The following is a 22,081-nucleotide window of genomic DNA, read 5'->3' as shown; positions in this document are numbered from 1 at the left end:
TACCGCGAACCGACCTGCGGCCCGGCCCCTGCGGGGCCCCGAGCTCCCACGCTACGGACGACGATGACCTTCCGCCCCGAACCGCTCGCGACACCACAGCTGCCGGCGCATCGCTCGCTCACCGTGGTCGCCGTGCTGGGTGTGCTGCTCTTCGCCCTGTGGGGCATCGGTACGCCGCTGCTCGGCACCGGCAGCCTGACCGCCACCAACCAGCTGACCACGTCCAGCCCCTATCAGGAGACGGGCCTGAACACCGGCTCCACCAACTACCAGTTGGCGGACACGATCACCTCCGAACTCCCGGAGACGATCCTGTTCAGGCAGTCGCTGCTGGACGGTCACGGCACCGGCTGGGATCCCTACGGCGCGGGCGGCAGCGCGCTCGGCGCCGTGCCCAACAACGCGCTGTACTCACCGCTGACCGCCACCTACTACCTGCTGCCGACCTGGCTCGCCCCGGCCTACGAACGGCTGCTGGAGATCATCGTCTCGGCCGGCGCCTGCTACCTGTTCCTGCGCCGCCTCACACTCTCGCGGCCCTCCGCCGTCACCGGCGGCCTGGTCTTCGCGAGCAGCGCCTTCATGATCGTCTGGCTGGGCTTCCCGCAGACCAGGACCGCCGCGTTCATCCCGGCCCTCTTCTGGGCACTGGAGCGGTTCCTCCAGGAACGGCGGCTGCGCGACGCCGCGCTCATCTCCGTGCCGGTCGCCTGCATGCTGCTCGGCGGCTTCCCCTCCGTCACCGGATTCGCGCTGCTCACCGCGGGAGCGTACGTCGCGGTCAGGCTGCTCGCGGAACGCCCCCGGGAACTGCGCAGACTCCTGCTGAGCGGAGTGGGAGCGGCCGTCGGGGTCGGTGCGGGCTTCGCGCTGGCCATGTTCCAGCTCGTCGGCTTCCTTGACTTCTTCTCGACCTGGCTGGTCGAGGGCCGGGCTCAGGACTCCGGCTCGCACCTGGCCGCGACCGACCTGCTCACGAGCTTCTCCCCATGGCTGTTCGGCACCGTCAACACCCTGAAGCCACCCGCGTTCATCCTGCCGCCCAACCTCATCGAGGCGATGTCCTACCTCGGCGCCGGCGCCGTCGTCCTCGTCCTCGTCGCCGTCGCCCTGCCCCGGCGCGCACGGGCCGTGCTGCCGCGCGCCACCGGGATCTTCTTCGCGCTCGCCACCGGCGTCTGGCTCGAACTGATCTACCTGGGCGGCCCGCCGCTGGCACTGGCACAGAAACTGCCCGGGCTGAGCGCCCTGTTCGCACAGAACTACATCGGGCGGGGCCGCAGTGTCCTCGGCCTTCTGCTCGCGGTCCTCGCCGCCGTCGGATTCGACCTGCTGCTGCGCCGCCGCGCCGCACTCCCCGCGCTCTCGGGCCCGCACTGGTGGCGCCGGCTGCACCGAGCCCATGCCTGGCCGATCGCCCTGGGCGTGGCGATCCTGGTGGCCGGCGTACTCCTGCTGCTGCGGGCCGGCGACTACGTCCAGCAGGCCCAGGAGGCGGGGGCGGGCTCCAACTTCGTTCACCAACTGCTGGTCGGGGCAGCCCTGCTGGCCGCGGCCGGCTTCTGCGCGGCGGTTCTCCTGCTCCTCGCCGACCCGCGCGTCCTCGCCGCCAGGCCGCGCCCCCGCCGGGCACTGCGCCTCCTCGCGGCGGCCTGCCTCCCCGTGCTGATCGCCGTCCAGAGCGCGTCATTCGCTGCGGCCTACTGGCCGCACTCCAGCCGCACGCAGTTCTATCCCATGACCGAGACCCACACGTACCTCGCGGACAACCTGGGCGAGCAGCGCTACGCCTCCACCATGTCCGCCATGGTGTTCGGTACGAGCAGCGCCTACGACCTGCGGTCCGTCAACGGCCACGCCTTCATCAACAACCAGTTCGCGACGCTGATCCAGGCCATCCCCCAGAACCCGAACTACTTCGAGACCTACATCGACTTCCTGGACGAGAACGACAACGCCCAGGCGGAGAGCCCGATCCTGGACCTGCTCGGAACCAGGTACTTCGTCACCTCCCTCACCCAGCCGCCCCTCGGCAACCAGGTGGAGGCCCCCAGGGACGCCACCACGCAGACCATCCGGCCCGGCATCCCGGTCACGGTTCCGCTGCAGGGCTCCGGAAGCCTGCGCGGTATCGGCCTGACCCCGTCCGGCCACGTCGCCGCAGGCCTGACGGACCCGTCGAACAAGATCAGCTTCGTCGTCAAGGACGCCACGGGCGCAGTCGTGGCCCAGACCACGGAGTCCACCGCCACGCTCTGGAGCGGCCACCAGTTCCCGGTCCCCCTCGCCGCCGACGACCAGGCGCCCGGTACGAAGCTGACAACGACCATCACCCTCGACGCGACCGAGCCGCTGACCGTCGCCGCCGACCACGGCCAGGCCGCCCTGGACACCGTCACCGACGCCGACGACGGGCTGCGTCTCGCCCACGTCGGCACCTCCGCCATCTACCAGCGGCTCAACGCGCAACCCCGGATCCGCTGGGCCTCCACGTCCACGGTGGTCACCGACCAGACCGCGCGCGTCAACCTGCTCGCGAGCGGCAGCGTCACCTCGGACCAGGTCGTGCTCTCCGCCCCCGGCCCGGCCGCCTCCGGACGGCCGGGAACCGTCACCGTGGACGACGACGGAACCGACTCCGTCAGCACCACCGTCAACGCGCAGGGCGCCGGATACCTGGTCGTGGCCGACGCCGACCAGGCCGGCTGGGCGGCCAGCGTGGACGGGAAGCCGACCGCCCTGGTCGCCGCCGACCAGGGCCTGGTGGCAGTCGACGTACCGGCGGGCCACCACACCGTCAGCCTCCGGCTCGCCGTACCTCACGCCACGTCAGCCCTCGTGCTCAGCGCTTCCACGGCCGGGCTGATGCTGGTCGCCGTCGTCGGCGAGTTCTGCTGGCTCCGACGCCGCAGGGCCGGCACCGCCCCGCCCGGAGCCGGCACGGCGCAGGGACAGGGCCCGCCCACCGAGCGGGCGCAGGTCTCGCGCTGAGACCGGACCGGGACAGCCGGTGCCGACCCGGTCGGTCAGGACTGCTCCTGCTCGCGGGCGGCGATCACCCCGGCCAGAACCTCGGTGATGTCGGCCTCGGCTTTCGCCTTGTCGATGCCGAGGCCGGTCAGCACCCCCGTGCCGTCCTCGACCTCCAGCAGCGCGAGCAGGATGTGCTCGGTGCCGACGTAGTTGTGCCCCATCCGCAGGGCCTCCCGGAAGGTGAGCTCCAGCACCTTCTTCGCCCCCGCGTCGAAGGGAATGAGCGCGGGCAGCGTGTCGGCCGCCGGCGGAAGTACGGCGGTGACGGCCTCGCGGAGGGACTCCGGGGACACGCCCTGCGCGACGAGGGCCCGTGCCGCGATCGCCTCCGGTTCGGCCAGCAGGCCCAGCGCCAGGTGTTCGGGGCGGATCTCGTCGTTGGACGCCGCACGCGCCTCCTCCTGCGCGGCCACCACGACCTTCCTCGCCCGGGGCGTGAACCGGCCGAATCCCTGGCTGGGGTCGAGATCCGAGGCCTCACCGGGGTGCTTCGCGACGAAGCGCTTCTGGGCCGCCTGCCGGGTGACCCCCATGCTCCTGCCGATCTCCGTCCAGGAGGCTCCCGAGCGTCGGGCCTGGTCCACGAAGTGACCGATCAGATGATCGGCCACATCGCCCAGGTGATCTGCGGCGATGACCGCGTCGGACAACTGCTCAAGAGCGTCGGAGTGAACCTTCTTGATGGCCTCGATCAGATCGTCGAGCCGGACCGGATGCGTCGTGCTGGCTGAATTCTCCATGCGTCAACCATAGGTTGACACCCCTGCACTGTCAACCCGCCGTTGACAGTGCAGGGGTCCGAGCCCAGCGGCCCCGGGGCCGGGCCTAGAAGAAGTCGCCGTCGTCCGAGCCGAAGTCGTTCCCACGGTCGCCGAAGTCCCCGCGGTCGTCGAAGTCGCGGCGCTCCTCGTACTGCGGGCGGTCGTCGTCGCTCAGCATCTCGCCGATCAGCGCTCCGCCGACCAGCCCGGCGACACCGGCTCCGACCACGGCGGCCGTGCTGTGGCCGGGGCGGCCCTGCTGCGGGTATCCGGCCTGCGGGTAACCCTGCTGCGCATAGCCCTGCTGCGGGTAACCGGCCTGCGGGTAGCCCGCCTGGGGGGCGGCCTGCGGCATGTAGAACGGCGGCGGGGTGGTCTGGATCCGCTGGGCGCATCCCTGGCAGCTCTGCACCGGACGCGGCACGCCCCACTGCGGCTGCCACATCACGTTGACCGCGCCGTAACCGTGCGAGGGGTCGAAGAAGCAGGTCACTGAAATTACTCCCAAAACTGTACGGTCCCACTCGAACCAGCCCGTTGCTGTCCGCGCGGACATGCTCTCACCGGCAGAATGTCACCGGCAGAGGGGGATACGTCCTGGGGGCCGCACTTGGTTCCCCGCCGTCAGTCACCGCTCCCCGCACCCGCGTCGGGCACGGTCAGCGATCCGCACGCACACCCCAGCAGACCGTGGTGGCGGAGAGCAGGAAGGCGTCGGTACGCCGCAGGATGCCCTCCGGGCCGTCGGGATCGAGCAGCGCGTCGAGTGCCCTGACGTCCTCGGCGTCCAGGGACTCGCTCATCGACTCCCGCAGCCGGGTCAGATGGGCGCGCAGGAAGGCGCGGGCCGGTTCGTCCAGCGGTGCGGGCAGGTCGAGGAGTGAGGTGAAGCTGCCGACCCGGCTCAGCCCGGCGCGGCTGAGCATTCCTGGCCAGTCCTCGACCACGGCGGTACTGCCCGGCAGTTCGGCTCGCATGGTCGCGAACCAGTCCTCCTGGACCACGTCGAGCCGGGCCTGCAGGCCCGGCCTGCCGATGCCGATGTCGCGCGGGAGGAAGCGCGTCGGCAGGCCGCCCTCCGCCACGGCCAGCAACCCGCCGGGCCGCAGCGCACCGGCCAGCGCGTCCAACGCGCCCTGCTGGTCACCGAGGTGATGCACCGCCTTGCTGCTCCAGATCAGGTCCGCCGTACCGAGGCCGCCGTCCCCGCGCTCGTCTCCGCCGTGCAGGCCCTCGGGCAGTTCCGCGTGCCGGACCAGCACCCTGTCCCCGAGGCCGAGCCGCTCGGCGCGGACCAGGGCGCGGTCCAGCAGCCCGGGCGTGCCGTCCACGGCGACCACCTCGGCGTCCGCGAAGGCCTCGGCCAGGACGCAGGTCATCACCCCCGGGCCGCTGCCGATGTCGAGGATGCGCCGGACCTTCCGCCCGGGGCCGAGCAGCTCCGCCATGCGGGCCGCCGTCCGCCGGAGGACCGGGAGCTGCAGCTCGCCGTTCTGCTCCAGCTGGGCGGCCATGACCTCCCAGTCGATGTCAGTGGCGTGGTGCCCGTGGCCGTGCCCGTGGCCGTGGCCGGAACTGCTGTGTGTGCTCATGTCCTGGAGCGTGCACCCGGCGGGACGGTCCCGGCAACTCCTGTTGCCAATTCCGGGACCGTGGGGTGAAATGCCTGCATGGAGAACCCGGCGCCCTACCAGGCGGTCCTCGACGAGGTCGCCCCCAGGCTCAGACGGCTGCGCGCCAAGAGCGGCCTCACCCTGGCCGCGCTGTCCGAGGCGACGGGGATCTCGAAGAGCACGCTGTCCCGGCTGGAGTCCGGGCAGCGCCGCCCGAGCCTGGAACTGCTGCTGCCCCTCGCCGGCGCCTACCGCGTGCCGCTGGACGAACTGGTCGGCGCGCCCGAAGTCGGCGATCCGCGGGTGCGACTGACACCCCGTACCATGACCAGCGGCGGCACGTTCGTACCCCTGACCCGGAGCCCGGGCCCCCTCCAGGCATACAAGCTGATCATCCCTGACCGGGGTACCGAGCCGGATCTCCGTACCCATGAGGGCTACGAGTGGCTGTACGTGCTGGACGGCCGGCTGCGGCTGGTCCTGGCCGAGCACGATCTGGTCCTCGGCCCCGGCGAGGCCGCCGAGTTCGACACCCGGCTCCCGCACTGGTTCAGCAGCGCGGACGGGCGGCCCGTCGAGGTCCTCAGCCTCTTCGGCAGGCAGGGAGAGCGGATGCACGTCCGCGCCAGGCCCCACGCCTGACGGCATGCCGGCTCGTAGGCGTCCGGCGGGCCACGCCGCCTCAGCCGGTGGCGGGCGGCGCGGCCTGCTCTTGCGGATGTCGGGTTACGCGCATCGGGTTACGCGCATCGGGCTACGGGCGTCGGGTTACGACAGGCAGCCGACGTGTGCGAGGGCCTGCCGCAGCAGGACCCCCTGCCCGCCGGGCATCTCCTGCTGCACCAGGGAGGACAGGGCCTCCTGCGGGGTGAACCAGACCAGGTCGAGAGCGTCCTGGCGCGGCCGGCAGTCGCCGGTCACCGGCACCACGTAGGCGAGGGCGACCGCGTGCTGGCGCGGGTCGTGGAACGGGGTGACCCCCTGGGTCGGGAAGTACTCGGCGACGGTGAAGGGCTGCAGCGAGGCCGGGACCTGAGGCAGCGCCACCGGGCCGAGGTCGTTCTCCAGATGCCGCAGGAGCGCGTCACGGATCCGCTCGTGGTGCAGCACCCGCCCGGCGACGAGGGTACGGGTGACCGTACCGTCCGGCCCGATGCGGAGCAGGAGTCCGACGTGGGTGACCTCCCCGCTGCCGTCGACCCGCACGGGTACGGCTTCGACGTACAGAATCGGCATCCGTGCGCGCGTCAGCTCCAGCTCGTCGGAGGTGAGCCAGCCGGGCGTGGTCTCGGTCGTGTCAGACATTGGCTGATCGTACTTTCCCCGCGCCGCGATTCGCGCGCCACTCGGCCGGGTTCACGACACGTCCACCCTCACGACACGTCCGGCCTCATGGGACGGTAATGACGACCTTGCCCCGCAGGTGCTTGGTCGCGAAGTCGGAGACCGCTGTGACGCCGTCGGCGAGTCGGTAACTCGCTCCGATCTCGACCTGGAGCTCACCGGAGGCCGCGCGGTCGGCCAGGCTCTGCAGGTCGCCCGGTTCCGCGGTGAAGCTGCCGATGTAGACGCCCGAGACCCCGCGGCCCAGGTCGGCCGGCCCGAACAGCGGGGAGACCACCCGGCCTCCCGGACGAACGGCGCGGGCGCTGCCGGCGAGGGCGTCACCACGGTTGATCAGGTCGACCACCACGTCCACCCCGCCGGGCTGCAGCCGCAGCGTCTCCTCGACGACGTCGCCCGCCCGGTAGTCCACCGTCTCCGCCGCGCCCAGTCCCCTGACGTACGCGTCGTCCTCGGCCGGGGCGGTGGCGATCACGCGGGCGCCGAGCAGCTTCGCGAGCTGCACCGCGTACAGGCCGATGCCGCCGGTGGCACCGATGACCAGCACGTTCTCGCCCTGCGCGAGTCCGACCGTACGCAGCAGGCAGGTCGCGGTCATGCCGGACTCCGGGACGGCGGCCGCGGTCTCGGGGGCGAGGCCCTGGGGACGCCGGGCGAGGTGCGGCCCTACCGCCACCCGGGTGTACTCGGCCACCGAGCCGGCCGTCCCGACGAAGGCCACGACCCGGTCCCCCGGGGCGTAGTCGGTCACGCCCGCACCCACCTCGGTGACGGTTCCGGCCGCGTCCATTCCCACGGTCAGGGGGTACTCGACCGGGTAGACGTCCTTCATCGCGCCGGTCACCAGGCCCAGGTCCAGCGGGTTGAGCGCGGCCGCCTCCACCTGGATCAGCACCTCCCCCGGCCCCGGTTCGGGCTTCGGCGCGGTGGTGACGGCGAGCCCGTCGAGCGGGCCGTACTCGGCAGCGACGAGCGCCTTCATCTGCGACGGCTGGGACATCCGTGCACTCCTTACGGGAACGTGTGGTGCGAGATCCGGTACGACTCCCTTTCTACGGCCGGACGGCCGTCACCGCGCGGCAGGGCCCGGCGCGAACGGCACCGCGTGCACGGGGGTGCCACTGACAGAAGATGTCAGTGAAGGCCTCCTAACGTGCGGTCATGAGCTTCGCAGAGAAACGACTGAGCGTCCTGGACCCGATCCGGATCGGCGAGCGCTTCGTCAAGCGCTACCACGTCACACCGTTCCCCGGCCCGATCGAGGCGGAGATCGAGGAGGCCGCCCAGGCCTTCCTGCCCGGCCTGCTGCCGCAGGCCGACGGCACACCGCCCGCCTCCTTCGCCGTCCTCCACCGGGGAGGGGACGGCGCGGCGTACCTCAACGTCTACAGCTGGTACTGGGACAACGCGCTGTACTACGGCTGCGCGGCCGCCGCGCAGCCGGCCCTGGGCTGCCCGGACGACGATCCGACGCACTTCGTGAAGCTGGAGGCGCCGCTGGTCGGCTGCGTCTGGGAGCTGCCGCCGATCCTTCACGAACGCGACGCCTGGGTACGCCACATGCTCGTACCCGAGCGTCCGGACCTCGACGCCTACCTCGCCGACTCCCTCCCCGAGGGCACCACCGGCGACCGCCCGCAGACGATCACCGCCGGGTGAGACGGGGCCGGACGGGCCGCTGCGGCGGCAGGCGCGTTTGACGGTCTGCCTGCGGCGTTCGACGATCGTTGCAGGGCAGGACGCGAGTCCGCCCCGGTCCGGAGGAATGCGATGCGTGGGCAGGACGCCCACGCCGTGGTTCCGGGACGGAGGAGTTGTGCCATGCCACTGCCAGTGATCGTCGGAGCCGCGGACGCGCCGAGCGCCGTGGCCGCAGTCGACTGGGCCGCCGACGAGGCCGCGCTCAGGGGCACCCGCCTGCACCTGGTGCACGCCTGGCAGTGGGAGCCGGGCGAGACGCCCACGCCCACGACCGCCACGCCCACGACCGCGGCATCCACGCCCGTCGCGGCCGAGGTCGAGCAGGGCGGCGAGCGACTGCTGGACGAACTGGTCCGGCGGGCCCGGAGCAGGCAGGCCGAGCTGGAGATCAGCAGCGAGACGGCGGACAGCTCCGCCCGCGACGCGCTGAACGGCCTCAGCGGCCAGGCGCAGGTCCTGGTGGTCGGGGCGCGCGGCCGGGGAGGCTTTCCCGCCCTGCTGATCGGCTCGACCAGCCTGTACCTCGCGGCGCGGGCGGCCTGCCCGGTGGTGGTGGTCCCCGACGGCGGTGGTGAGCCGGTGGGCGGGGTGACGGTCGGGCTGCACGGCCAGGAGCCGAACGACGAGGTCCTCTCCTTCGCCTTCGAGACCTGCCTGCGGCGCAGGCTGCCGCTCCGGGCGGTGCACACCTGGAGCTACCCGCTGATCCGGCTCTCCGGGCGGCTGGCCCCGCCCGTCTACGAGCGCGGCCACGTCGAGGCGGAGCAGGCGCGGCTGGTCGCCGAGCTGCTGGCCGGGTGGCGGGAGAAGTACCCGCAGGTTCCGGTGGAGGAGGACATCGTCCGCGCCGGGCCCGCCAAGCACCTGGTGACGCTCTCCGAGCACCAGCAGCTCCTGGTGGTGGGACGCCACGGCACCCCGGAGGGCCCGGTGGGCCGGCTGGGCTCGGTCAGCCAGGCCGTGGTGCAGCATGCGCGGTGCCCCGTCGCGGTCATCCCGGTCGGCTGAAACACCGCCGGCCGGCGTCAGCTGTGCGGCAGGGACTCCTCCGCCGAGGAGTCCACGGTCCCGGCGCGCAGCAGTTGGTGGCCCAGGTCGACCAGCGCCCGGCCGGCCGCGAACTCGTCGCCGATCTCGGCGACGGGCCGGTCCGTCGGGCTGCGCTGCGCGGAGGCGCGGCTCTCCAGGGCGCGGTCCCCGGTGTCGAGGACGGCGTGCACGCTGGTCAGGTCGCCTTCCTCGAACAGGTCGAGCCGAAGGGTCCAGTGCTTGGTCCGGGTCTGCTCGGTGCCTGTGTCCGACGTCATGGCGAAGCACCTCCGTAGGAGTGGCGCGCGCGGGTTCTCCCCATCGTCGCACCGCACCGATGCCCCGGCCACGCCTGACCTACCCGGGGAGCTCCGTCCGCTCCCACCACTCGTAGACCGGCAACCTGCCCTGCGGGGTGTCCTGCTCCCGCGCCGTGGCCTTGAAGTGCTCGTACCCGTTGCGGAAGGGGACCTTGACCTCACCCCCTGGGGTGTCGACCGGCACCGTTCGCTCCGGCAGGTCGTCCGGCCCGCCCTCAAGGACCACTCTGTCTGTGCTGCTCATGCACAATTCGTCTCATATCTCCCGCCGCTCCGGCCCCCGACACGCCGACCCCAGCGGGGACGGGGTCGGCTCGGCCGGGACACGGATGTGCCGTCAGCGACGCGTCGCCGACGGCACATCCGGGCCTGCGGGGTCAGCCCGCCAGCGCCGGCGCCTGCGCCCGCTCCCCCGACGCCGCCTCCCCCGACGCCGGCTGCGCGGCCGGCTCGGCAGCCGCTTCCGGGGCGTGCGCACCGCGCTTGGGCAGCGCCGCCATCAGCACCACGACCACCGCCAGACCGCCGACCATCCAGAGCATCGCGTGGCCGAAGGCGTGGACCACGGTGCTGCCGGTGAAGGCCACCGACACCAGCGCCAGGCCGAAGGCGTTGCCCAGCTGGTTGGTCGTGTTGATCAGCCCGGACGCCGAACCCGCGTGCTCACGCGGCACCTCGGACAGCACCGCGTCGGTCAGCGGGGCGAAGATCAGGCCCATGCCCAGGCCCATCACCACCAGCGGCAGCGCCATCTGCCAGGAGTGGATGCCCTGGCCGTAGCGGGCCGACTCGGCGATGTAGAGCAGCGCGCCGGTCGCGGTGATCAGCGCCCCGCCCTGGAGCACCTTGCGGCCGAACCGGGGCACCAGCAGCTGCACGGACAGCCCGGCGGCGGCCGAGCAGGCGATGGTGAACGGCAGCCCGGTCAGGCCGGCGTGCAGCGGGCTCCAGCCGAGACCGATCTGCATGTAGAGGGTCCAGACCAGGAAGAAGATGCCGCAGGAGGCGCCGAAGAGCAGCTGGACGGCGATTCCGGCGGCGAAGCTCCTGGCCCGGAACAGGCTCAGCTCGACCAGCGGCGACCCGCCCCTTGCGCCCCGGCGCCGCTCGTAGCGGACGAACCCGCCCAGCACCGCCAGGCCGCCGGCCATCAGCAGGTAGCCCCACACCGGCCAGCCCAGCTCCCGGCCCTGGACCAGCGGGTACAGCACCATCAGCAGCCCGGCGGTGGCCAGCGCGACGCCGGCCAGGTCCAGCCGCAGCGCGTTCGGGGCCTTGGACTCGTCGATGAAGCGGCGGCCGAGCAGCAGGCCGGCGATCCCGGCGGGCAGGTTGATCAGGAAGATCGGCCGCCACTCCAGGCCGAAGAGGTTCCACTGCGTCAGCAGCGCCCCCAGCAGCGGCCCGGTGACCGCGGCCAGGCCGATGACCGCGCCGAACATCCCGAAGACCTTGCCGCGTTCCTCACCCGAGAAGGTCGCGTGGATGATCGACAGCACCTGGGGCACCATCATCGCGGCCGCGGCGCCCTGCAGCATCCGCGTCGCCACCAGCATCTCCGGGTTGACGGCCAGTCCGCAGAGCGCGGAGGCCAGAGTGAAGCCCGCCGTGCCGATCAGGAAGATGCGCTTGCGCCCGAAGATGTCGCCCAGCCGCCCGCCGGTGATCAGGCCCACCGCGAACGCCAGCGCATAGCCGGCGGTGATCCACTGGATGGCGTTGAAACCTGCTCCGGTATCCCGCTGGATGCTCGGGACGGCGATGTTGACGATCGTCGCGTCCACCAGGTCCATGAAACTGGCGGTCATCACCACCGCGAGCGCGATCCAGCGCCTGCGGTCGTCGGTGCTGCCTGCGGTTGCCGCGCTTGCGGCCGGGCTGCTGGCGACTGGGGTGCTCATCGGGACCCTCTCCCTGGTTCTCTCTCGCTGACAGCACCTACGCTAGGAGGGATATAGGACAGTTTCTGTCCTAGTGGCCGGGCAGTCTGGCACCCCACGCCAAGGACGGCGTGGACAAGCACGGCGTGGAATAGGACGGCGTGATGGACACCTCGGCACGACTGCTGAACCTGCTCTCCCTGCTGCAGACACCCCGTGAGTGGTCGGGCACGGAGCTGGCCGACCGGCTGGAGGTGAGCACCCGCACCGTGCGCCGGGACGTCGACCGGCTGCGCGAGCTCGGCTACCCGGTCGAGGCGACCATGGGCTCGGTCGGCGGCTACCGGCTGGTGGCCGGCAAGGCGCTGCCCCCGCTGCTGCTGGACGACGAGGAGGCGGTCGCCATCGCCGTCGGCCTGCGCGCGGCCGCGGGGAACGCGGTCGACGGCATCGAGGACGCGTCGCTGCGGGCGCTCACCAAACTGGAGCAGGTGCTCCCTTCGCGCCTGCGCTACCGGGTCGGCGCGCTGGGTTCGGCGGTGGTGACGCTGACCGGCGGGGGCCCGCGGGTCGACCCCACGGTGCTGACCGTCATCGCGGGCGCGATCGCCAACCACGAACGCGTGCGCTTCCGCTACCGGGCGGCCGACGGGGCGCAGTCGCAGCGACACGCGGAGCCGCAGCGGCTGGTGGCGGCGGGCCGGCGCTGGTACCTGGTCGCCTGGGACCTGGAACGCGACGACTGGCGCATGTTCCGGGTGGACCGCCTGACCGACCCGGCGCCGACCGGCGGGCGGGCCACCGCGCGGGAGCTTCCGGCAGCCGACGCCGCGGCGTTCGTCAGCGGGAAGCTGCGGGCGCTGCACGAGACCGTCCCGGCGGTGGTGACCGTGGACGCCGACGCGGAGGTGCTGCGGTCCCGGCTGGGCCAGGCCCCTGGCCAGGTGGAGGCCCTGCCCGACGGGCGCGCCCGGTGGCGGGTGGAGGGCGACCGGCTGGACTGGCTCGCGGTCCGGCTGCTGATGCTCGGCCTCCCCTTCACGGTCGAGGAGCCACCCGCCCTGATCGAGCGGCTCCGCGAACTCGCGCGCCGCGCGAACCAGGCGACCGGATAGCCCGCGCCACGCGGGTGGTGCTCCGTCGATAGGAACAAGGCTCCGTCGACCACGTCACACCACAGCGCCAATCCGACCCCCTACCCGGGTAGGGGGCGTCACAGCATCACGTGCTTGGGCTGGGTGTACTCCAGCAGACCGGACATCGACAGGTCGCTGCCGTAGCCGGAGTGGCCGGTGCCGCCGTGGGGCATCTCGGAGACGGTGGTGCCATGGGTGTTCACCCAGGCGATGCCGGTGCGCAGGGAGCGGGAGGCACGCATCGCACGGTCGTGGTCGCGGGTCCAGACGCTCGCCGCCAGGCCGAAGCGGACGCCGTTGGCCAGGCGCAGGGACTCCTCCTCGTCGGCGAAGGACTGGACGGTGACCACCGGGCCGAAGATCTCCTGCTGGACGATCTCGTCGTTCTGGCGGACCCCCGCCACCACCGTGGGCTGATGGAAGTAGCCGTCACGCTCCGGCACGGATCCTCCGGTGACGATGTCCGCGTGGTCCGGCAGCCGTGCCAGGATCCCGCGTACGGCGGCGAGTTGGCCGGCGCTGTTGAGCGGGCCGAAGTCGGCGCCCGGCTCCAGCGGCCCGCCGGTGGTCAGCCTGCCGACCTGGTCCGCGAATGCGGACAGAAAAGCGTCGTGCACGTTCCGGTGGACCAGCAGCCGGGTGGCCGCGGTGCAGTCCTGGCCGGCGTTGTAGAAGGCGACGGCCGCCAGGGCCTTCGCGGTGGCCTCCACGTCCACGTCGTCGTGGACCAGCACCGGTGCGTTGCCGCCGAGTTCGAGATGGACCCGCTTGAGGTCGGCCGCGCAGGCGGCGGCGATCTCGCGCCCGGCCCGGACGCTGCCGGTGACCGCGACCAGCCGCGGCACCGGGTGCGCCACCAGCGCCCGCCCCGTCTCGCGGTCGCCGCAGACCACGTTGAGCACGCCGGACGGCAGGTGCTCGGCGGCCAGCCGGGCCAGCAGCGCGGTGGAGGAAGGAGTGGTGTCGGCCGGCTTGAGCACCACCGTGTTCCCCGCCGCCAGCGCCGGGGCGAGCTTCCATACCGCCATCATCAGCGGGTAGTTCCACGGGGTGATCTGCGCGCACACCCCGACCGGCTCGCGGCGCAGCAGCGAGGTGCGGCCCTCGGTGTACTCGGCCGCCACGCTCCCGGGCATGGTGCGGGCCGCTCCGGCGAAGAACCGCAGGGTGTCGCAGACCGGGGGCAACTCGTCGGCCAGGAAGGCCGACTGCGGCTTGCCGGTGTCGGCGATCTCCGCCGCCGTCAGTTCCGCGGCGTGCTGCTCCACGGTGTCGGCCAGCCGCAGCAGGACCCGCTGGCGCTCGGCCGGGCTGGTTGCGGACCAGCGGGGAAGGGCGGCGTCGGCCGCGGCGCAGGCGGCGTGGACGTCGGCGGCGCCCGATCGTGGTGCGCTGCCACTGCGGCGGCCGGTGGCCGGGTCGGTCAGCGGCATCCGCTCACCGGACCGGGCCGGCTGGTCGACGCCGCCGATATGGTTGAGCACCAGTCGCCCTGACGGACTGTCATCCCGGTGGCCGGTCGGAGCGCCGGTCCGGGTGCGGGGGTCAGCCACGGCGCAGCGCCTCCCCGGCGGCGGCGCGACCGGTGCGGACGGCGCCCTCCATGTAGCCGGCCACCCACTGGTCCGAGCCGCAGACGTAGAACGGCGGCTCGTGGGTTCCGTGCAGCGGCCCGACGGCCAGCACATCGCCGGGGGCCCACTGGGTGACGTAGCCCTGCGTCCACCGGTCGGTGCCCCACAGCCGCAGGTAGGCGGCGTCGGGCCAGTGTGCCTCCAGGCCGAACATCGCGCCGATCTCGGCCAGCAGTTCACCCTGCCGCAGGTGCTCGGGTACGCCCATCAGCACGCCGTAGCGCTCGGGCGGCACCAGGGCGGACAGGACGTCCTGGCTCTGCGGCCAGGTGCTGCCGAGGACGCCCTCGCACTCGGATAGCCCGCTGAATCCGGTGTCCTGCCAGAAGGGCCGGTCGTAGCCGACGACGAACTTGGCGGCGAGGGCCTGCCGTTGGGCGTGCAGCGAGGCGAGCCGTTCGTCGGAGACGCCGCTCACGGCGACCCGCCGCAGCGGGCCCACCGGCAGGGCGCTGACCACGGCGTCCGCCGTCAGGGTCTCGCCGTTGCCGAGCCGGACCGCGCAGCCGCCCTCCCGTGCCGTCACGGACACGGAGGCGACCGGTGCGCCGAGCCTGACACGGGGGCCGAGTTCGGCCGCCATCCGCAGCGCGACCGTCGCCGAACCCTCGGCGACCCGCAGACCCTCCCAGTCCTGGTAGTCGTAGTGGCCCTCGCTGGGCACGGCGGCCTGCTTGCGCAGCGCGGACAGCAGCGAGGTGCGCTCGTTGGAACCGCCGGCGAGACCGAGCTGGCCGATCTCCCAGAGCCGGACCACGCCGGGGCCGGCCCCCTGCGCCCGCAGCCAGCCGCCGACCGAGAGCCGGTCCAGGGCGGATGCGTCGGGGTGGGACCAGGGGTCGTCCGGGTCGACGGTCTTGGCCAGGGTGACGAACTCGGCGGTGACCCGCTCGTGGCCGGCGCTGTCGCCGGGGCCGAACCAGTGCGGCGGGTCGCCGGCGGAGAGCCCTTCGGGGGTGGCCCGGGCGATGGCGCCGGGTTCGGCGACATAGCTGGCGGTCAGTGTGAGTCCGAGTTCGGCGACCAGGTCGAGGTAGGCGGTGTGGGCCCGGCCGACGACCTCGCCGCCGAGCTGCACCAGCCTGCCGTCGGGCAGTTGCTGCTGCTCGACCCGCCCGCCGACCCGGTCGCGCGCCTCCACGACCAGCACGTCGGCGCCGCCGGCGGCCAGGTCCCGCCCGGCGCTGAGGCCGGCCAGGCCCGCGCCGAGCACGATGACGTCATGGTTCATCCGGGGATCCTTCCTTGATTGTTTGCGCCGGGGGATCGCTCCGCCGGGGGCGCGGGGGCAGCGGCTACCGCTCGTCCGAACTGCCCCCGCGCCGCCGGCGGGGTCAGCCGAGGACGAGGCAGTGCTCGGTCTTCCAGCCGATCTCGACGGTCTCGCCGCCCTGCCAGCGGTCCTCCATCCGGGCCCGCGCGGTGTTCTGCTCCAGCGCGGCGACGGTGATGCCGGGCGCGAGTTCGACCAGGTAGGTGGTGGTCGGGCCGGAGTAGACGGTCTGCCGGATCACCCCGTTCACCACGGGCATACCGGGCTCGAAGTCGGAGAGCCAGATCTTCTCCGGACGGATGGACACGTTCACGGTGCCGCCCTCGCTGATGCCGGGCCGGGAACCCACCGGGAGCGCCGGCCCGCCCTCCAGCTGGACCGAGCCGTCCCGGTAGACGCCGGTGATCAGATTCGAGGTGCCCATGAACGAGGCGACGAACCGGCTCTCCGGGCGCTCGTAGACGTCCTCGGGGGTGCCGCACTGCTCGACCCGGCCGCCGTTCATCACCGCGACCCGGTCCGACATGGTCAGTGCCTCGTCCTGGTCGTGGGTGACGAAGACGAAGGTGATGCCGACCTCGCGCTGGATCTGCTTGAGCTCGACCTGCATCTGCCGGCGCAGTCTGAGGTCCAGGGCGGCGAGCGGCTCGTCCAGCAGCAGCACCGCCGGGCGGTTGACCAGGGCGCGGGCCAGCGCGACCCGCTGGCGCTGCCCGCCGGAGAGGGTGCGCGGCTTGCGGTGGCCCAGGTCGGAGAGCTGGACCAGGTCCAGCATGGCGCCGACCCGCTCGCGGATCTCCTGCTTGGCGGTGCCGCTGCGCCTGAGCCCGAAGGCGATGTTGTCGGCGACGCTGAGGTGGTCGAAGAGCGCGTAGCTCTGGAAGACCGTGTTGACGTTGCGCTTGTTCGGCGGGAGCGCGGTGACGTCCTCGCCGGAGAGCAGGATGCTGCCGGAGCTGGGGTCGGCGAAGCCGCCGATCATGCGCAGGCTGGTGGTCTTGCCGCAGCCGGAGGGGCCGAGCAGCGAGAAGAACTCGCCCGGTGCGATGTCCAGGGTGAGGTCGCGGACCGCGTACGAGCCGGCGAACTCCTTGCTGACCCGGTCCAGCCGGACCGCAGGGGTGGTGTCCATGGATGTCACTCCCCGGAGAGGATGTCGAGGCCGCCGCGGCGGCCGAAGAAGCGCGGGATGGCCAGGGCCAGGGCGATGAGCAGGATGGAGCCGAGCAGCATCAGCGAGCCGACGGCGTTGATGGTGGGTTCGACGCCGAAGCGGATGGCGGAGTAGATCCGCACCGCCAGCGGCTGCGGGTCGACGCCCGTGGTGAAGTAGGCCAGCACGAAGTCGTCGAAGACCAGGGCGAAGATCAGCACGGCGCTGGCCAGGATGGCCGGCAGCAGCGCGGGCAGGGTGACCAGCCGCAGCGACTGCCAGCGGGTGGCGCCCAGGTCCATCGCGGCCTCCTCCACCTCGGGATTGAGCGCGGCGACCCGGGAACGCAGGATCACGGTCACATAGGAGATCGAGAAGGTGATCTCGGCGATCATGACGGTTCCGGTGGACAGGGTGACGCCGAGCCCCTTGAAGAGCAGCAGCGAGGCCACTCCGGTGACGATCTCGGGGGTGATCAGCGGGACCATCATGATCAGGCCCGCGTAGCTGCCCAGCCTGCTGCGGGCCCGGACCAGGCCGAGGGCGAGGGCGACGCCGAGGACCACGGAGCCGGCCATGGCGACCAGCGACACCTGCAGGCTCATACCGAGCGAACTGAGCAGCACGTGGTCGTGGAAGAAGGCGGAGTACCAGCGCAGGCTGAAGCTCTTGAAGACGGTCAGCGACTTCTGCGAGTTGAAGGAGAACAGCACCACCATGCCGATCGGCAGGTAGAGCAGCACGAAGAACACGGCGGTGACGGCGATGGCGAACCAGGGCCTGCGCTCCGCGCCCCGGCGGCCACGGCGCGGTCTCGGCGGACGGCCGTTCATGGGGTGGCGGTTCATCCGGTTGCCTCCGCCTCGTCCTTGCGGGTGCGCCGCAGGTAGCCGAACATCCCGATCAGCAGCACCGCCATCAGCAGCATGGTGAGCGCGGAGCCGAGCGGCCAGTTCTGGCCCTCGAAGAACTTGTCCTGGATCAGGTTGCCGATCATGATCTGGTTGGGCCCTCCCATGAACTGGGCGCTGACGAAGTCGCCCATGGCGGGCAGGAAGACGAGGACCATTCCCGCCGCCGCGCCCTGCCGGGTGCTGGGGACGGTGACGGACAGGAAGGTCCGCAGCGGTCCGCCGTAGAGGTCGCGGCCGGCCTCGATCAGGGACACGTCCATGCGCTCCAGTGCCGCGTAGAGCGGGATGATCATGAAGACCACGAAGCCGTAGACCAGTCCGGCGATCACCCCGAAGCCGGTGTTGAGGATCTTCGTGTGACTGCCCGCCAGCCCGATCGAGCGCAGGAAGCCCAGCAGCGGACCGTTGTCGGACAGCACCACCGACCAGCCGTACATCCGCACCAGGTAGTTGGCGAAGAACGGCACCACGATCGCGGCGATCAGCGCGTTCTTCAGCCGCCCGGCGTGCAGGGCGATGGCGTAGGCGACCGGATAGGCGATCACCAGGCAGACCAGCGAGGTGATCAGCGCGTACTCCAGCGAGCGGAGCAGGACGGTGAGGTAGGCCGGGTCGGTCAACGCCGTCCAGTTGACCAGGGTGGCGCCGAAGCGGGGGTCGCCCAGCGCGTCCGTGGTGCCGAAGGAGAGCGCGGCGACCAGGAGCAGCGAGGCGATGAAGATGACCGACATCCACACGGTGCCGGGGAGGGCCAGCCAGGTCCAGATCCTGGCTCCGGCGGCGGACGGCCGGGGTGCGGACCCGGCCGCCGTCCCGGGCTTCGGCTCGGACCCGGACGTGGAGGCGGACGTGGACGCGGACATCGGCGTGGGTACGGGCGTGGGGTCGGTGCCGAGGTCCATGTCAGCCCGCCTTCACATCGGTCCACGCGGCGTCACGTGCCTGCGCGTCGGCGGTGGTGGCGGGATTGCGGAAGTACAGCCCGGGTTTCAGGTCACTGGGGCTGATGACGCACTGCGGCAGCTGGCCGACCAGCGCGGCGTACGCCGACTCGGTGCCGTGCACGGGCATGGGGTAGCCGATGTACTGCATGTTCTTGACGACGTTCGCGGGGCGCAGCATGTAGTCGATGAAGAGCATGGCCGTTCCCGGGTGCCTGGCGTTCGAGGGGATGGCGTAGCAGTCGGAGTTGATCGGCGATCCCTCCCTGGCCACCTCGAACCCGTAGACCGAGGCGTCCTTCGCCTGGTTCAGCACGCTGACCATGTCCCCGCTCCACGCCTGGGTGATGGTCGCGTTGCCGTTGAGCAGGTTGTTGTAGTCGTCGCTGGAGAAGCCGCGCAGATGCGGGCGCAGGTTCTTCAGCAGCGTGGTGATCCGGTCGAGGTCGGCCTTCTGGCTGGTGTTCAGGTCGATCCCCAGCTTGAGGGCGGCCATCCCGAGTGCCTCGTCCTCGTCGTCGAGCAGGAAGGCGGTGCCGCTCGCGCCCGGGTCCCACAGGTCCTGCCAGGAGCCGCTGAGGTTGCCGAGCCTGTCCTTGCGCCAGCCGATGCCGGTCTTGTACATGGTGAAGGGCACCGAGTGGGCGGACCTGGCGTCGTACCAGGGGTCCTCGAAGTAGCCGTAGCCGCTGAAGACCGCGTCGGCGTTGTGCAGTTTCGCGTGGTCGATGCGTCTGAGTCGTCCGGCCTGCGCCAGCCGCTGGGTGTACTTGGCGGAGGGGAATATCAGGTCGTAGCTGTTGCCCGCGTCGAGCTTGGCGACCATCCCCTCCATCGAGTCGAAGTTCGACTGGACCACCTTGACGCCGTACTCCTTCTGGAAGCCGGCGAAGACCGAGGGGTCGACGTAGTCGGCCCAGTTGAAGTAGACGAGGTCGCCGTCGACCTTGACGTCGATCGGGGGCTGGGTGTCGTCGGAGGCCGAGGTCTGCGCCTGCATGAAGCCGCAGCCGGTGAGGCCGAGACCGAGGGTGCCCACGGCGCCGGCGCGCAGCAGCGAACGGCGGGAGAGCGGCGGGCGAGGGGAGCGCGGGAGTGCCTGATAGGACATCGTTTGTCCTCTCCGAAGGGTGGGGGTGCGACCGACGGCGACGCGTCGAGAGTATGCGGAAGCGCATGTTCCACTCGCGCGAGGGCGTGGTCGGGCCAACGGGGTGGCGGGGCGTTGGACGGGTGGAGCGGGCAGGAGGCCGGCGAGCGGGGCGGCGCGGGCCTCAGTTCCTGCGTGTCCGGGCGGGCGGCTCCGCGGACGGGAACGGCGTGTGGACGCCGAGTTGGGGGGCGACCGCGGACCAGATCTGGTCGCGTGCGTCGGCCGGCGCCATGGCCGCGCTGCCCATCAGGATCCGGGTCCCGTAGCCGTCGGTCAGCGCGATCACCAGGTCGGCCAGCCGTCCGACGTCGCAGGGTCCGAACTCCTCGGCGGCCTGTCCGTCGCGGATCACGCCCGCGACCCACTCCCGCAGGTTGTCGTAGAGGTCCTGGGCGACCTTCAGCGAGTCCGCGTCGCGCACGGCGCGCAGGTGCAGCTCCTGCCAGAGCAGGAAGTCGCGGCGCAGTTCGGCGTCGATCGGCAGGCAGGCGTCGATGACGCGGGCCAGCCGCCAGCTGTGCGGGTGGTGCTCGGGCGGTTCGGCGGCGTAGCCGTCGGCCCCGGCGTGCTCGTAGGAGTAGGTCAGCGCTTCGAGGAACAGCCGTTCGCGGTTCTCGAAGTGGTAGTGCAGCAGCGCCGTGGAGACGCCCGCACGCTCGGCGACCATCCGCATCCGGACCTTCTCGAAGCCGGTCTCGGCGATGGTCTCGCAGGCCGCGACCAGGATGGCCCGGCGGGTCTGCTCGGCGCGCTCCTCGGCGGTCATCGGCCGGCCCCCGCCAGGGACGCCCGGATGCGATCGGCGAACCAGCCCACCGCGCTCTCGCGGCGGGACAGCGGCCCGGGTGCGAAACCGGGGGTGGACAGACCCTGCTGCACCCTGGTGACCAGCTCCGCGTCCTCGTGGTTGGTGATCCAGCCGATGTGGATGTTCAGCCGCCGCGCCAGGCGGGTGCGCATGCCGACACCGTGCTTGGTGTAGTAGCCGCCGGGGATCGCCACGCGATCCTGGGCAGTGGGCAGAGCGGTCCAGGCGAGCACGTGGTCAGGATAGAAGTCGATCAGGGTGTTCGGATAGATCACCGCGTAACGCCACACCCGCCGGTCGGCCTGCGTCAGCCCCGGCATCGGGGCGGCCAGCCGCTGGTAGAGCCGCTCGACGAAGTTCGAGGAGGGCTTGTCGCGGATCGGCACCTGGAACAGGGCGTAGGACTCGCGCAGCTCGCTGGCGACGTAGTTCTGGTAGTCGAACAGCCGCATCAGCCCGGGGTGGGCCACCGGGACGTGGTAGCCCTCCAGGTAGTTGTCGACGACGACCTTCCAGTTGGCCCGCTGCACCTCGGCGCCGGCCAGGTCGTGGATCCGGTACCTGCCGACCGGGATCAGATCCGGGCCCGTGTAGCGGCCGACCGCCTCGGCCAGGCCGGCGCACTGCTCCGCCAGCGGCACCGCGTCACGGTCCAGGTTGACGAAGACGAAGCCGAGGAAGGACTCGACCCGGACCGGGTAGAGGCCCAGGCTGGGCTTGTCCAGGCACGGGATCTGCCGGGCCTCGGGGGCGCCGACCAGCGTGCCGTCGAGCTTGTAGGTCCAGCCGTGATAAGGACAGCGGATCGCCTTGCCGGAGGGCTCGGGGGCGGAGACGAGCCGGGTGCCGCGGTGGCGGCAGACGTTGAGGTGGGCGGCGAGGCCACCGTCCTCGGTGCGGACCACCAGCGCCTCGCGGCCGGCCACCGTGGCGGCCAGGCGGGCGCCGGGGCCGGGCAGGTCCGACTCGTGGCAGACCAGCTGCCAGGAACGGGCGAAGACGTGCTCGGTCTCCGCCTCGGCGACCAGCGGATCGGTGTAGTAGTGCGCCGCGAGAGCCGCGGCGGGGGCCGGGTCCGAGCCGGGGGCGGCACCGGGGGCGGCGGTCGGGACGGCCGACTCGGCCGTCGCTGAAGGGAGTTCGGACTGCATCGGGCACTCCTGCAGGTCGCGCGGGGCCACGGGTGGGGCGGCGGTCCGGATCGGCGGGGAGACCCGTCGTCCACGGCCGCCGAAGGGCCGCGCTGACTGTTTGTTCAGCCAGGTTGGGACCAGAGAGCAACCATGTCAAGGCTTGCTGACTGACTAATTGATTAGTTACGGTGATGGGCACAGCCACCGCCATCGCCGGGTGCCGCTGCCGGGTATGTCCGGCCGCCCCACCGGCCG

Annotated in this window: 21 protein-coding genes; 5 read left to right on the top strand and 16 right to left on the bottom strand. The window is 72.0% G+C overall.

Going from position 1 to position 22,081, the window contains the following annotated elements; all coding sequences use genetic code 11:
• Nucleotides 1-63: 63 nt before the first annotated feature.
• A complete protein-coding gene (locus ABH925_RS01970) occupies nucleotides 64-2,991 on the top strand; it encodes a YfhO family protein (RefSeq protein ID WP_370144857.1) in 2,928 nt (975 codons plus the stop codon).
• A gap of 35 nt (nucleotides 2,992-3,026) precedes the next feature.
• Here ABH925_RS01970 and ABH925_RS01965 read toward each other — a convergent pair whose 3' ends face one another.
• From ABH925_RS01965 to ABH925_RS01955, 3 genes are all read right to left on the bottom strand, one after another.
• Entirely contained in the window at nucleotides 3,027-3,773 is a 747-nt protein-coding gene (locus ABH925_RS01965; RefSeq protein ID WP_370144856.1) for a Clp protease N-terminal domain-containing protein, read from the bottom strand.
• A gap of 85 nt (nucleotides 3,774-3,858) precedes the next feature.
• Nucleotides 3,859-4,287, bottom strand: coding sequence for a hypothetical protein (locus ABH925_RS01960; protein ID WP_370144854.1), 429 nt, complete (start codon nucleotides 4,285-4,287; stop codon nucleotides 3,859-3,861).
• 166 nt (nucleotides 4,288-4,453) lie between these two features.
• The gene (locus ABH925_RS01955; RefSeq protein ID WP_370144852.1) at nucleotides 4,454-5,386 is read right to left on the bottom strand and encodes a trans-aconitate 2-methyltransferase; all 933 of its coding nucleotides are present in this window, start codon (nucleotides 5,384-5,386) and stop codon (nucleotides 4,454-4,456) included.
• Between the two features lie 78 nt (nucleotides 5,387-5,464).
• Here ABH925_RS01955 and ABH925_RS01950 point away from each other — a divergent pair, with 78 nt between their 5' ends.
• Nucleotides 5,465-6,049 (top strand): helix-turn-helix domain-containing protein, encoded by a 585-nt coding sequence (locus ABH925_RS01950; RefSeq protein WP_370144851.1) that lies wholly within the window; start codon nucleotides 5,465-5,467, stop codon nucleotides 6,047-6,049.
• A 126-nt stretch (nucleotides 6,050-6,175) separates the two neighbouring features.
• On the opposite strand, the gene ABH925_RS01945 is transcribed toward ABH925_RS01950, so the two are convergent.
• Together ABH925_RS01945 and ABH925_RS01940 are read right to left on the bottom strand one after the other, a co-directional pair.
• Nucleotides 6,176-6,712, bottom strand: coding sequence for an NUDIX hydrolase family protein (locus tag ABH925_RS01945; RefSeq protein WP_370144850.1), 537 nt, complete (start codon nucleotides 6,710-6,712; stop codon nucleotides 6,176-6,178).
• 85 nt (nucleotides 6,713-6,797) lie between these two features.
• On the bottom strand, nucleotides 6,798-7,751 hold the full coding sequence (locus ABH925_RS01940; RefSeq protein ID WP_370144849.1) for an NADP-dependent oxidoreductase: 954 nt from the start codon (nucleotides 7,749-7,751) through the stop codon (nucleotides 6,798-6,800).
• A gap of 161 nt (nucleotides 7,752-7,912) precedes the next feature.
• Between ABH925_RS01940 and ABH925_RS01935 the strand changes: the two genes are divergently transcribed.
• Nucleotides 7,913-8,410, top strand: coding sequence for a hypothetical protein (locus ABH925_RS01935; RefSeq protein WP_370144848.1), 498 nt, complete (start codon nucleotides 7,913-7,915; stop codon nucleotides 8,408-8,410).
• A gap of 162 nt (nucleotides 8,411-8,572) precedes the next feature.
• The gene (locus ABH925_RS01930) at nucleotides 8,573-9,460 is read left to right on the top strand and encodes a universal stress protein (RefSeq protein ID WP_370144847.1); all 888 of its coding nucleotides are present in this window, start codon (nucleotides 8,573-8,575) and stop codon (nucleotides 9,458-9,460) included.
• A gap of 17 nt (nucleotides 9,461-9,477) precedes the next feature.
• Here ABH925_RS01930 and ABH925_RS01925 read toward each other — a convergent pair whose 3' ends face one another.
• The 3 genes from ABH925_RS01925 to ABH925_RS01915 all read right to left on the bottom strand — a co-directional run bounded on the left by ABH925_RS01925 (nucleotide 9,478) and on the right by ABH925_RS01915 (nucleotide 11,702).
• Nucleotides 9,478-9,759, bottom strand: a complete 282-nt coding sequence (locus ABH925_RS01925; RefSeq protein WP_370144846.1) for a dsRBD fold-containing protein — start codon at nucleotides 9,757-9,759, stop codon at nucleotides 9,478-9,480.
• Nucleotides 9,760-9,838: 79 nt separating this feature from the next.
• On the bottom strand, nucleotides 9,839-10,045 hold the full coding sequence (locus ABH925_RS01920) for a DUF5988 family protein (protein ID WP_370144845.1): 207 nt from the start codon (nucleotides 10,043-10,045) through the stop codon (nucleotides 9,839-9,841).
• Nucleotides 10,046-10,178: 133 nt separating this feature from the next.
• Nucleotides 10,179-11,702: an MFS transporter gene (locus ABH925_RS01915; RefSeq protein ID WP_370144844.1), complete on the bottom strand. Its 1,524-nt coding sequence runs from the start codon at nucleotides 11,700-11,702 to the stop codon at nucleotides 10,179-10,181.
• 140 nt (nucleotides 11,703-11,842) lie between these two features.
• On the opposite strand from ABH925_RS01915, the gene ABH925_RS01910 reads away from it, so the two are divergent.
• The gene (locus tag ABH925_RS01910; RefSeq protein WP_370144843.1) at nucleotides 11,843-12,796 is read left to right on the top strand and encodes a helix-turn-helix transcriptional regulator; all 954 of its coding nucleotides are present in this window, start codon (nucleotides 11,843-11,845) and stop codon (nucleotides 12,794-12,796) included.
• A 98-nt stretch (nucleotides 12,797-12,894) separates the two neighbouring features.
• On the opposite strand, the gene ABH925_RS01905 is transcribed toward ABH925_RS01910, so the two are convergent.
• The 8 genes from ABH925_RS01905 to ABH925_RS01870 all read right to left on the bottom strand — a co-directional run bounded on the left by ABH925_RS01905 (nucleotide 12,895) and on the right by ABH925_RS01870 (nucleotide 21,844).
• Nucleotides 12,895-14,250: an aminobutyraldehyde dehydrogenase gene (locus tag ABH925_RS01905; RefSeq protein ID WP_370144939.1), complete on the bottom strand. Its 1,356-nt coding sequence runs from the start codon at nucleotides 14,248-14,250 to the stop codon at nucleotides 12,895-12,897.
• A gap of 112 nt (nucleotides 14,251-14,362) precedes the next feature.
• Nucleotides 14,363-15,682 carry a flavin monoamine oxidase family protein gene (locus ABH925_RS01900; RefSeq protein ID WP_370144842.1) on the bottom strand — a complete coding sequence of 440 codons (1,320 nt, stop codon included), beginning with the start codon at nucleotides 15,680-15,682 and terminating at the stop codon, nucleotides 14,363-14,365.
• A 103-nt stretch (nucleotides 15,683-15,785) separates the two neighbouring features.
• Complete coding sequence (locus ABH925_RS01895; RefSeq protein ID WP_370144841.1) at nucleotides 15,786-16,856, bottom strand: ABC transporter ATP-binding protein; 1,071 nt, start codon at nucleotides 16,854-16,856, stop codon at nucleotides 15,786-15,788.
• A 5-nt stretch (nucleotides 16,857-16,861) separates the two neighbouring features.
• The gene (locus tag ABH925_RS01890; protein WP_370144840.1) at nucleotides 16,862-17,725 is read right to left on the bottom strand and encodes an ABC transporter permease; all 864 of its coding nucleotides are present in this window, start codon (nucleotides 17,723-17,725) and stop codon (nucleotides 16,862-16,864) included.
• Nucleotides 17,722-18,693: an ABC transporter permease gene (locus ABH925_RS01885; RefSeq protein WP_370144839.1), complete on the bottom strand. Its 972-nt coding sequence runs from the start codon at nucleotides 18,691-18,693 to the stop codon at nucleotides 17,722-17,724. The genes ABH925_RS01890 and ABH925_RS01885 overlap by 4 nt, the downstream gene beginning before the upstream one ends.
• Nucleotide 18,694: 1 nt before the next feature.
• Nucleotides 18,695-19,843, bottom strand: coding sequence for a spermidine/putrescine ABC transporter substrate-binding protein (locus ABH925_RS01880; protein ID WP_370144838.1), 1,149 nt, complete (start codon nucleotides 19,841-19,843; stop codon nucleotides 18,695-18,697).
• Nucleotides 19,844-20,006: 163 nt separating this feature from the next.
• The gene (locus ABH925_RS01875) at nucleotides 20,007-20,651 is read right to left on the bottom strand and encodes a TetR/AcrR family transcriptional regulator (protein ID WP_370144837.1); all 645 of its coding nucleotides are present in this window, start codon (nucleotides 20,649-20,651) and stop codon (nucleotides 20,007-20,009) included.
• Nucleotides 20,648-21,844 (bottom strand): aromatic ring-hydroxylating dioxygenase subunit alpha, encoded by a 1,197-nt coding sequence (locus ABH925_RS01870; protein WP_370144836.1) that lies wholly within the window; start codon nucleotides 21,842-21,844, stop codon nucleotides 20,648-20,650. Before ABH925_RS01870 ends, ABH925_RS01875 begins: the two co-directional genes overlap by 4 nt.
• Nucleotides 21,845-22,081: the final 237 nt, after the last annotated feature.

The organism is Streptacidiphilus sp. EB129, assembly GCF_041262645.1.
GTDB lineage: Bacteria > Actinomycetota > Actinomycetes > Streptomycetales > Streptomycetaceae > Streptacidiphilus.
This window is presented reverse-complemented; position numbering and strand designations above follow the sequence as displayed.

What these genes read in the sequence shown, in the direction of transcription:
- ABH925_RS01920 (WP_370144845.1), bottom strand. Translation starts at nt 10,045, where the DNA reads ATGAGCAGCACAGACAGAGTGGTCCTTGAGGGCGGGCCGGACGACCTG.
- ABH925_RS01880 (WP_370144838.1), bottom strand. Translation starts at nt 19,843, where the DNA reads ATGTCCTATCAGGCACTCCCGCGCTCCCCTCGCCCGCCGCTCTCCCGC.
- ABH925_RS01945 (WP_370144850.1), bottom strand. Translation starts at nt 6,712, where the DNA reads ATGTCTGACACGACCGAGACCACGCCCGGCTGGCTCACCTCCGACGAG.
- ABH925_RS01890 (WP_370144840.1), bottom strand. Translation starts at nt 17,725, where the DNA reads ATGAACCGCCACCCCATGAACGGCCGTCCGCCGAGACCGCGCCGTGGC.
- ABH925_RS01935 (WP_370144848.1), top strand. Translation starts at nt 7,913, where the DNA reads ATGAGCTTCGCAGAGAAACGACTGAGCGTCCTGGACCCGATCCGGATC.
- ABH925_RS01970 (WP_370144857.1), top strand. Translation starts at nt 64, where the DNA reads ATGACCTTCCGCCCCGAACCGCTCGCGACACCACAGCTGCCGGCGCAT.
- ABH925_RS01915 (WP_370144844.1), bottom strand. Translation starts at nt 11,702, where the DNA reads ATGAGCACCCCAGTCGCCAGCAGCCCGGCCGCAAGCGCGGCAACCGCA.
- ABH925_RS01905 (WP_370144939.1), bottom strand. Translation starts at nt 14,250, where the DNA reads ATGCCGCTGACCGACCCGGCCACCGGCCGCCGCAGTGGCAGCGCACCA.
- ABH925_RS01895 (WP_370144841.1), bottom strand. Translation starts at nt 16,856, where the DNA reads ATGGACACCACCCCTGCGGTCCGGCTGGACCGGGTCAGCAAGGAGTTC.
- ABH925_RS01925 (WP_370144846.1), bottom strand. Translation starts at nt 9,759, where the DNA reads ATGACGTCGGACACAGGCACCGAGCAGACCCGGACCAAGCACTGGACC.
- ABH925_RS01900 (WP_370144842.1), bottom strand. Translation starts at nt 15,682, where the DNA reads ATGAACCATGACGTCATCGTGCTCGGCGCGGGCCTGGCCGGCCTCAGC.
- ABH925_RS01940 (WP_370144849.1), bottom strand. Translation starts at nt 7,751, where the DNA reads ATGTCCCAGCCGTCGCAGATGAAGGCGCTCGTCGCTGCCGAGTACGGC.
- ABH925_RS01955 (WP_370144852.1), bottom strand. Translation starts at nt 5,386, where the DNA reads ATGAGCACACACAGCAGTTCCGGCCACGGCCACGGGCACGGCCACGGG.
- ABH925_RS01885 (WP_370144839.1), bottom strand. Translation starts at nt 18,693, where the DNA reads ATGGACCTCGGCACCGACCCCACGCCCGTACCCACGCCGATGTCCGCG.
- ABH925_RS01875 (WP_370144837.1), bottom strand. Translation starts at nt 20,651, where the DNA reads ATGACCGCCGAGGAGCGCGCCGAGCAGACCCGCCGGGCCATCCTGGTC.
- ABH925_RS01965 (WP_370144856.1), bottom strand. Translation starts at nt 3,773, where the DNA reads ATGGAGAATTCAGCCAGCACGACGCATCCGGTCCGGCTCGACGATCTG.
- ABH925_RS01870 (WP_370144836.1), bottom strand. Translation starts at nt 21,844, where the DNA reads ATGCAGTCCGAACTCCCTTCAGCGACGGCCGAGTCGGCCGTCCCGACC.
- ABH925_RS01950 (WP_370144851.1), top strand. Translation starts at nt 5,465, where the DNA reads ATGGAGAACCCGGCGCCCTACCAGGCGGTCCTCGACGAGGTCGCCCCC.
- ABH925_RS01930 (WP_370144847.1), top strand. Translation starts at nt 8,573, where the DNA reads ATGCCACTGCCAGTGATCGTCGGAGCCGCGGACGCGCCGAGCGCCGTG.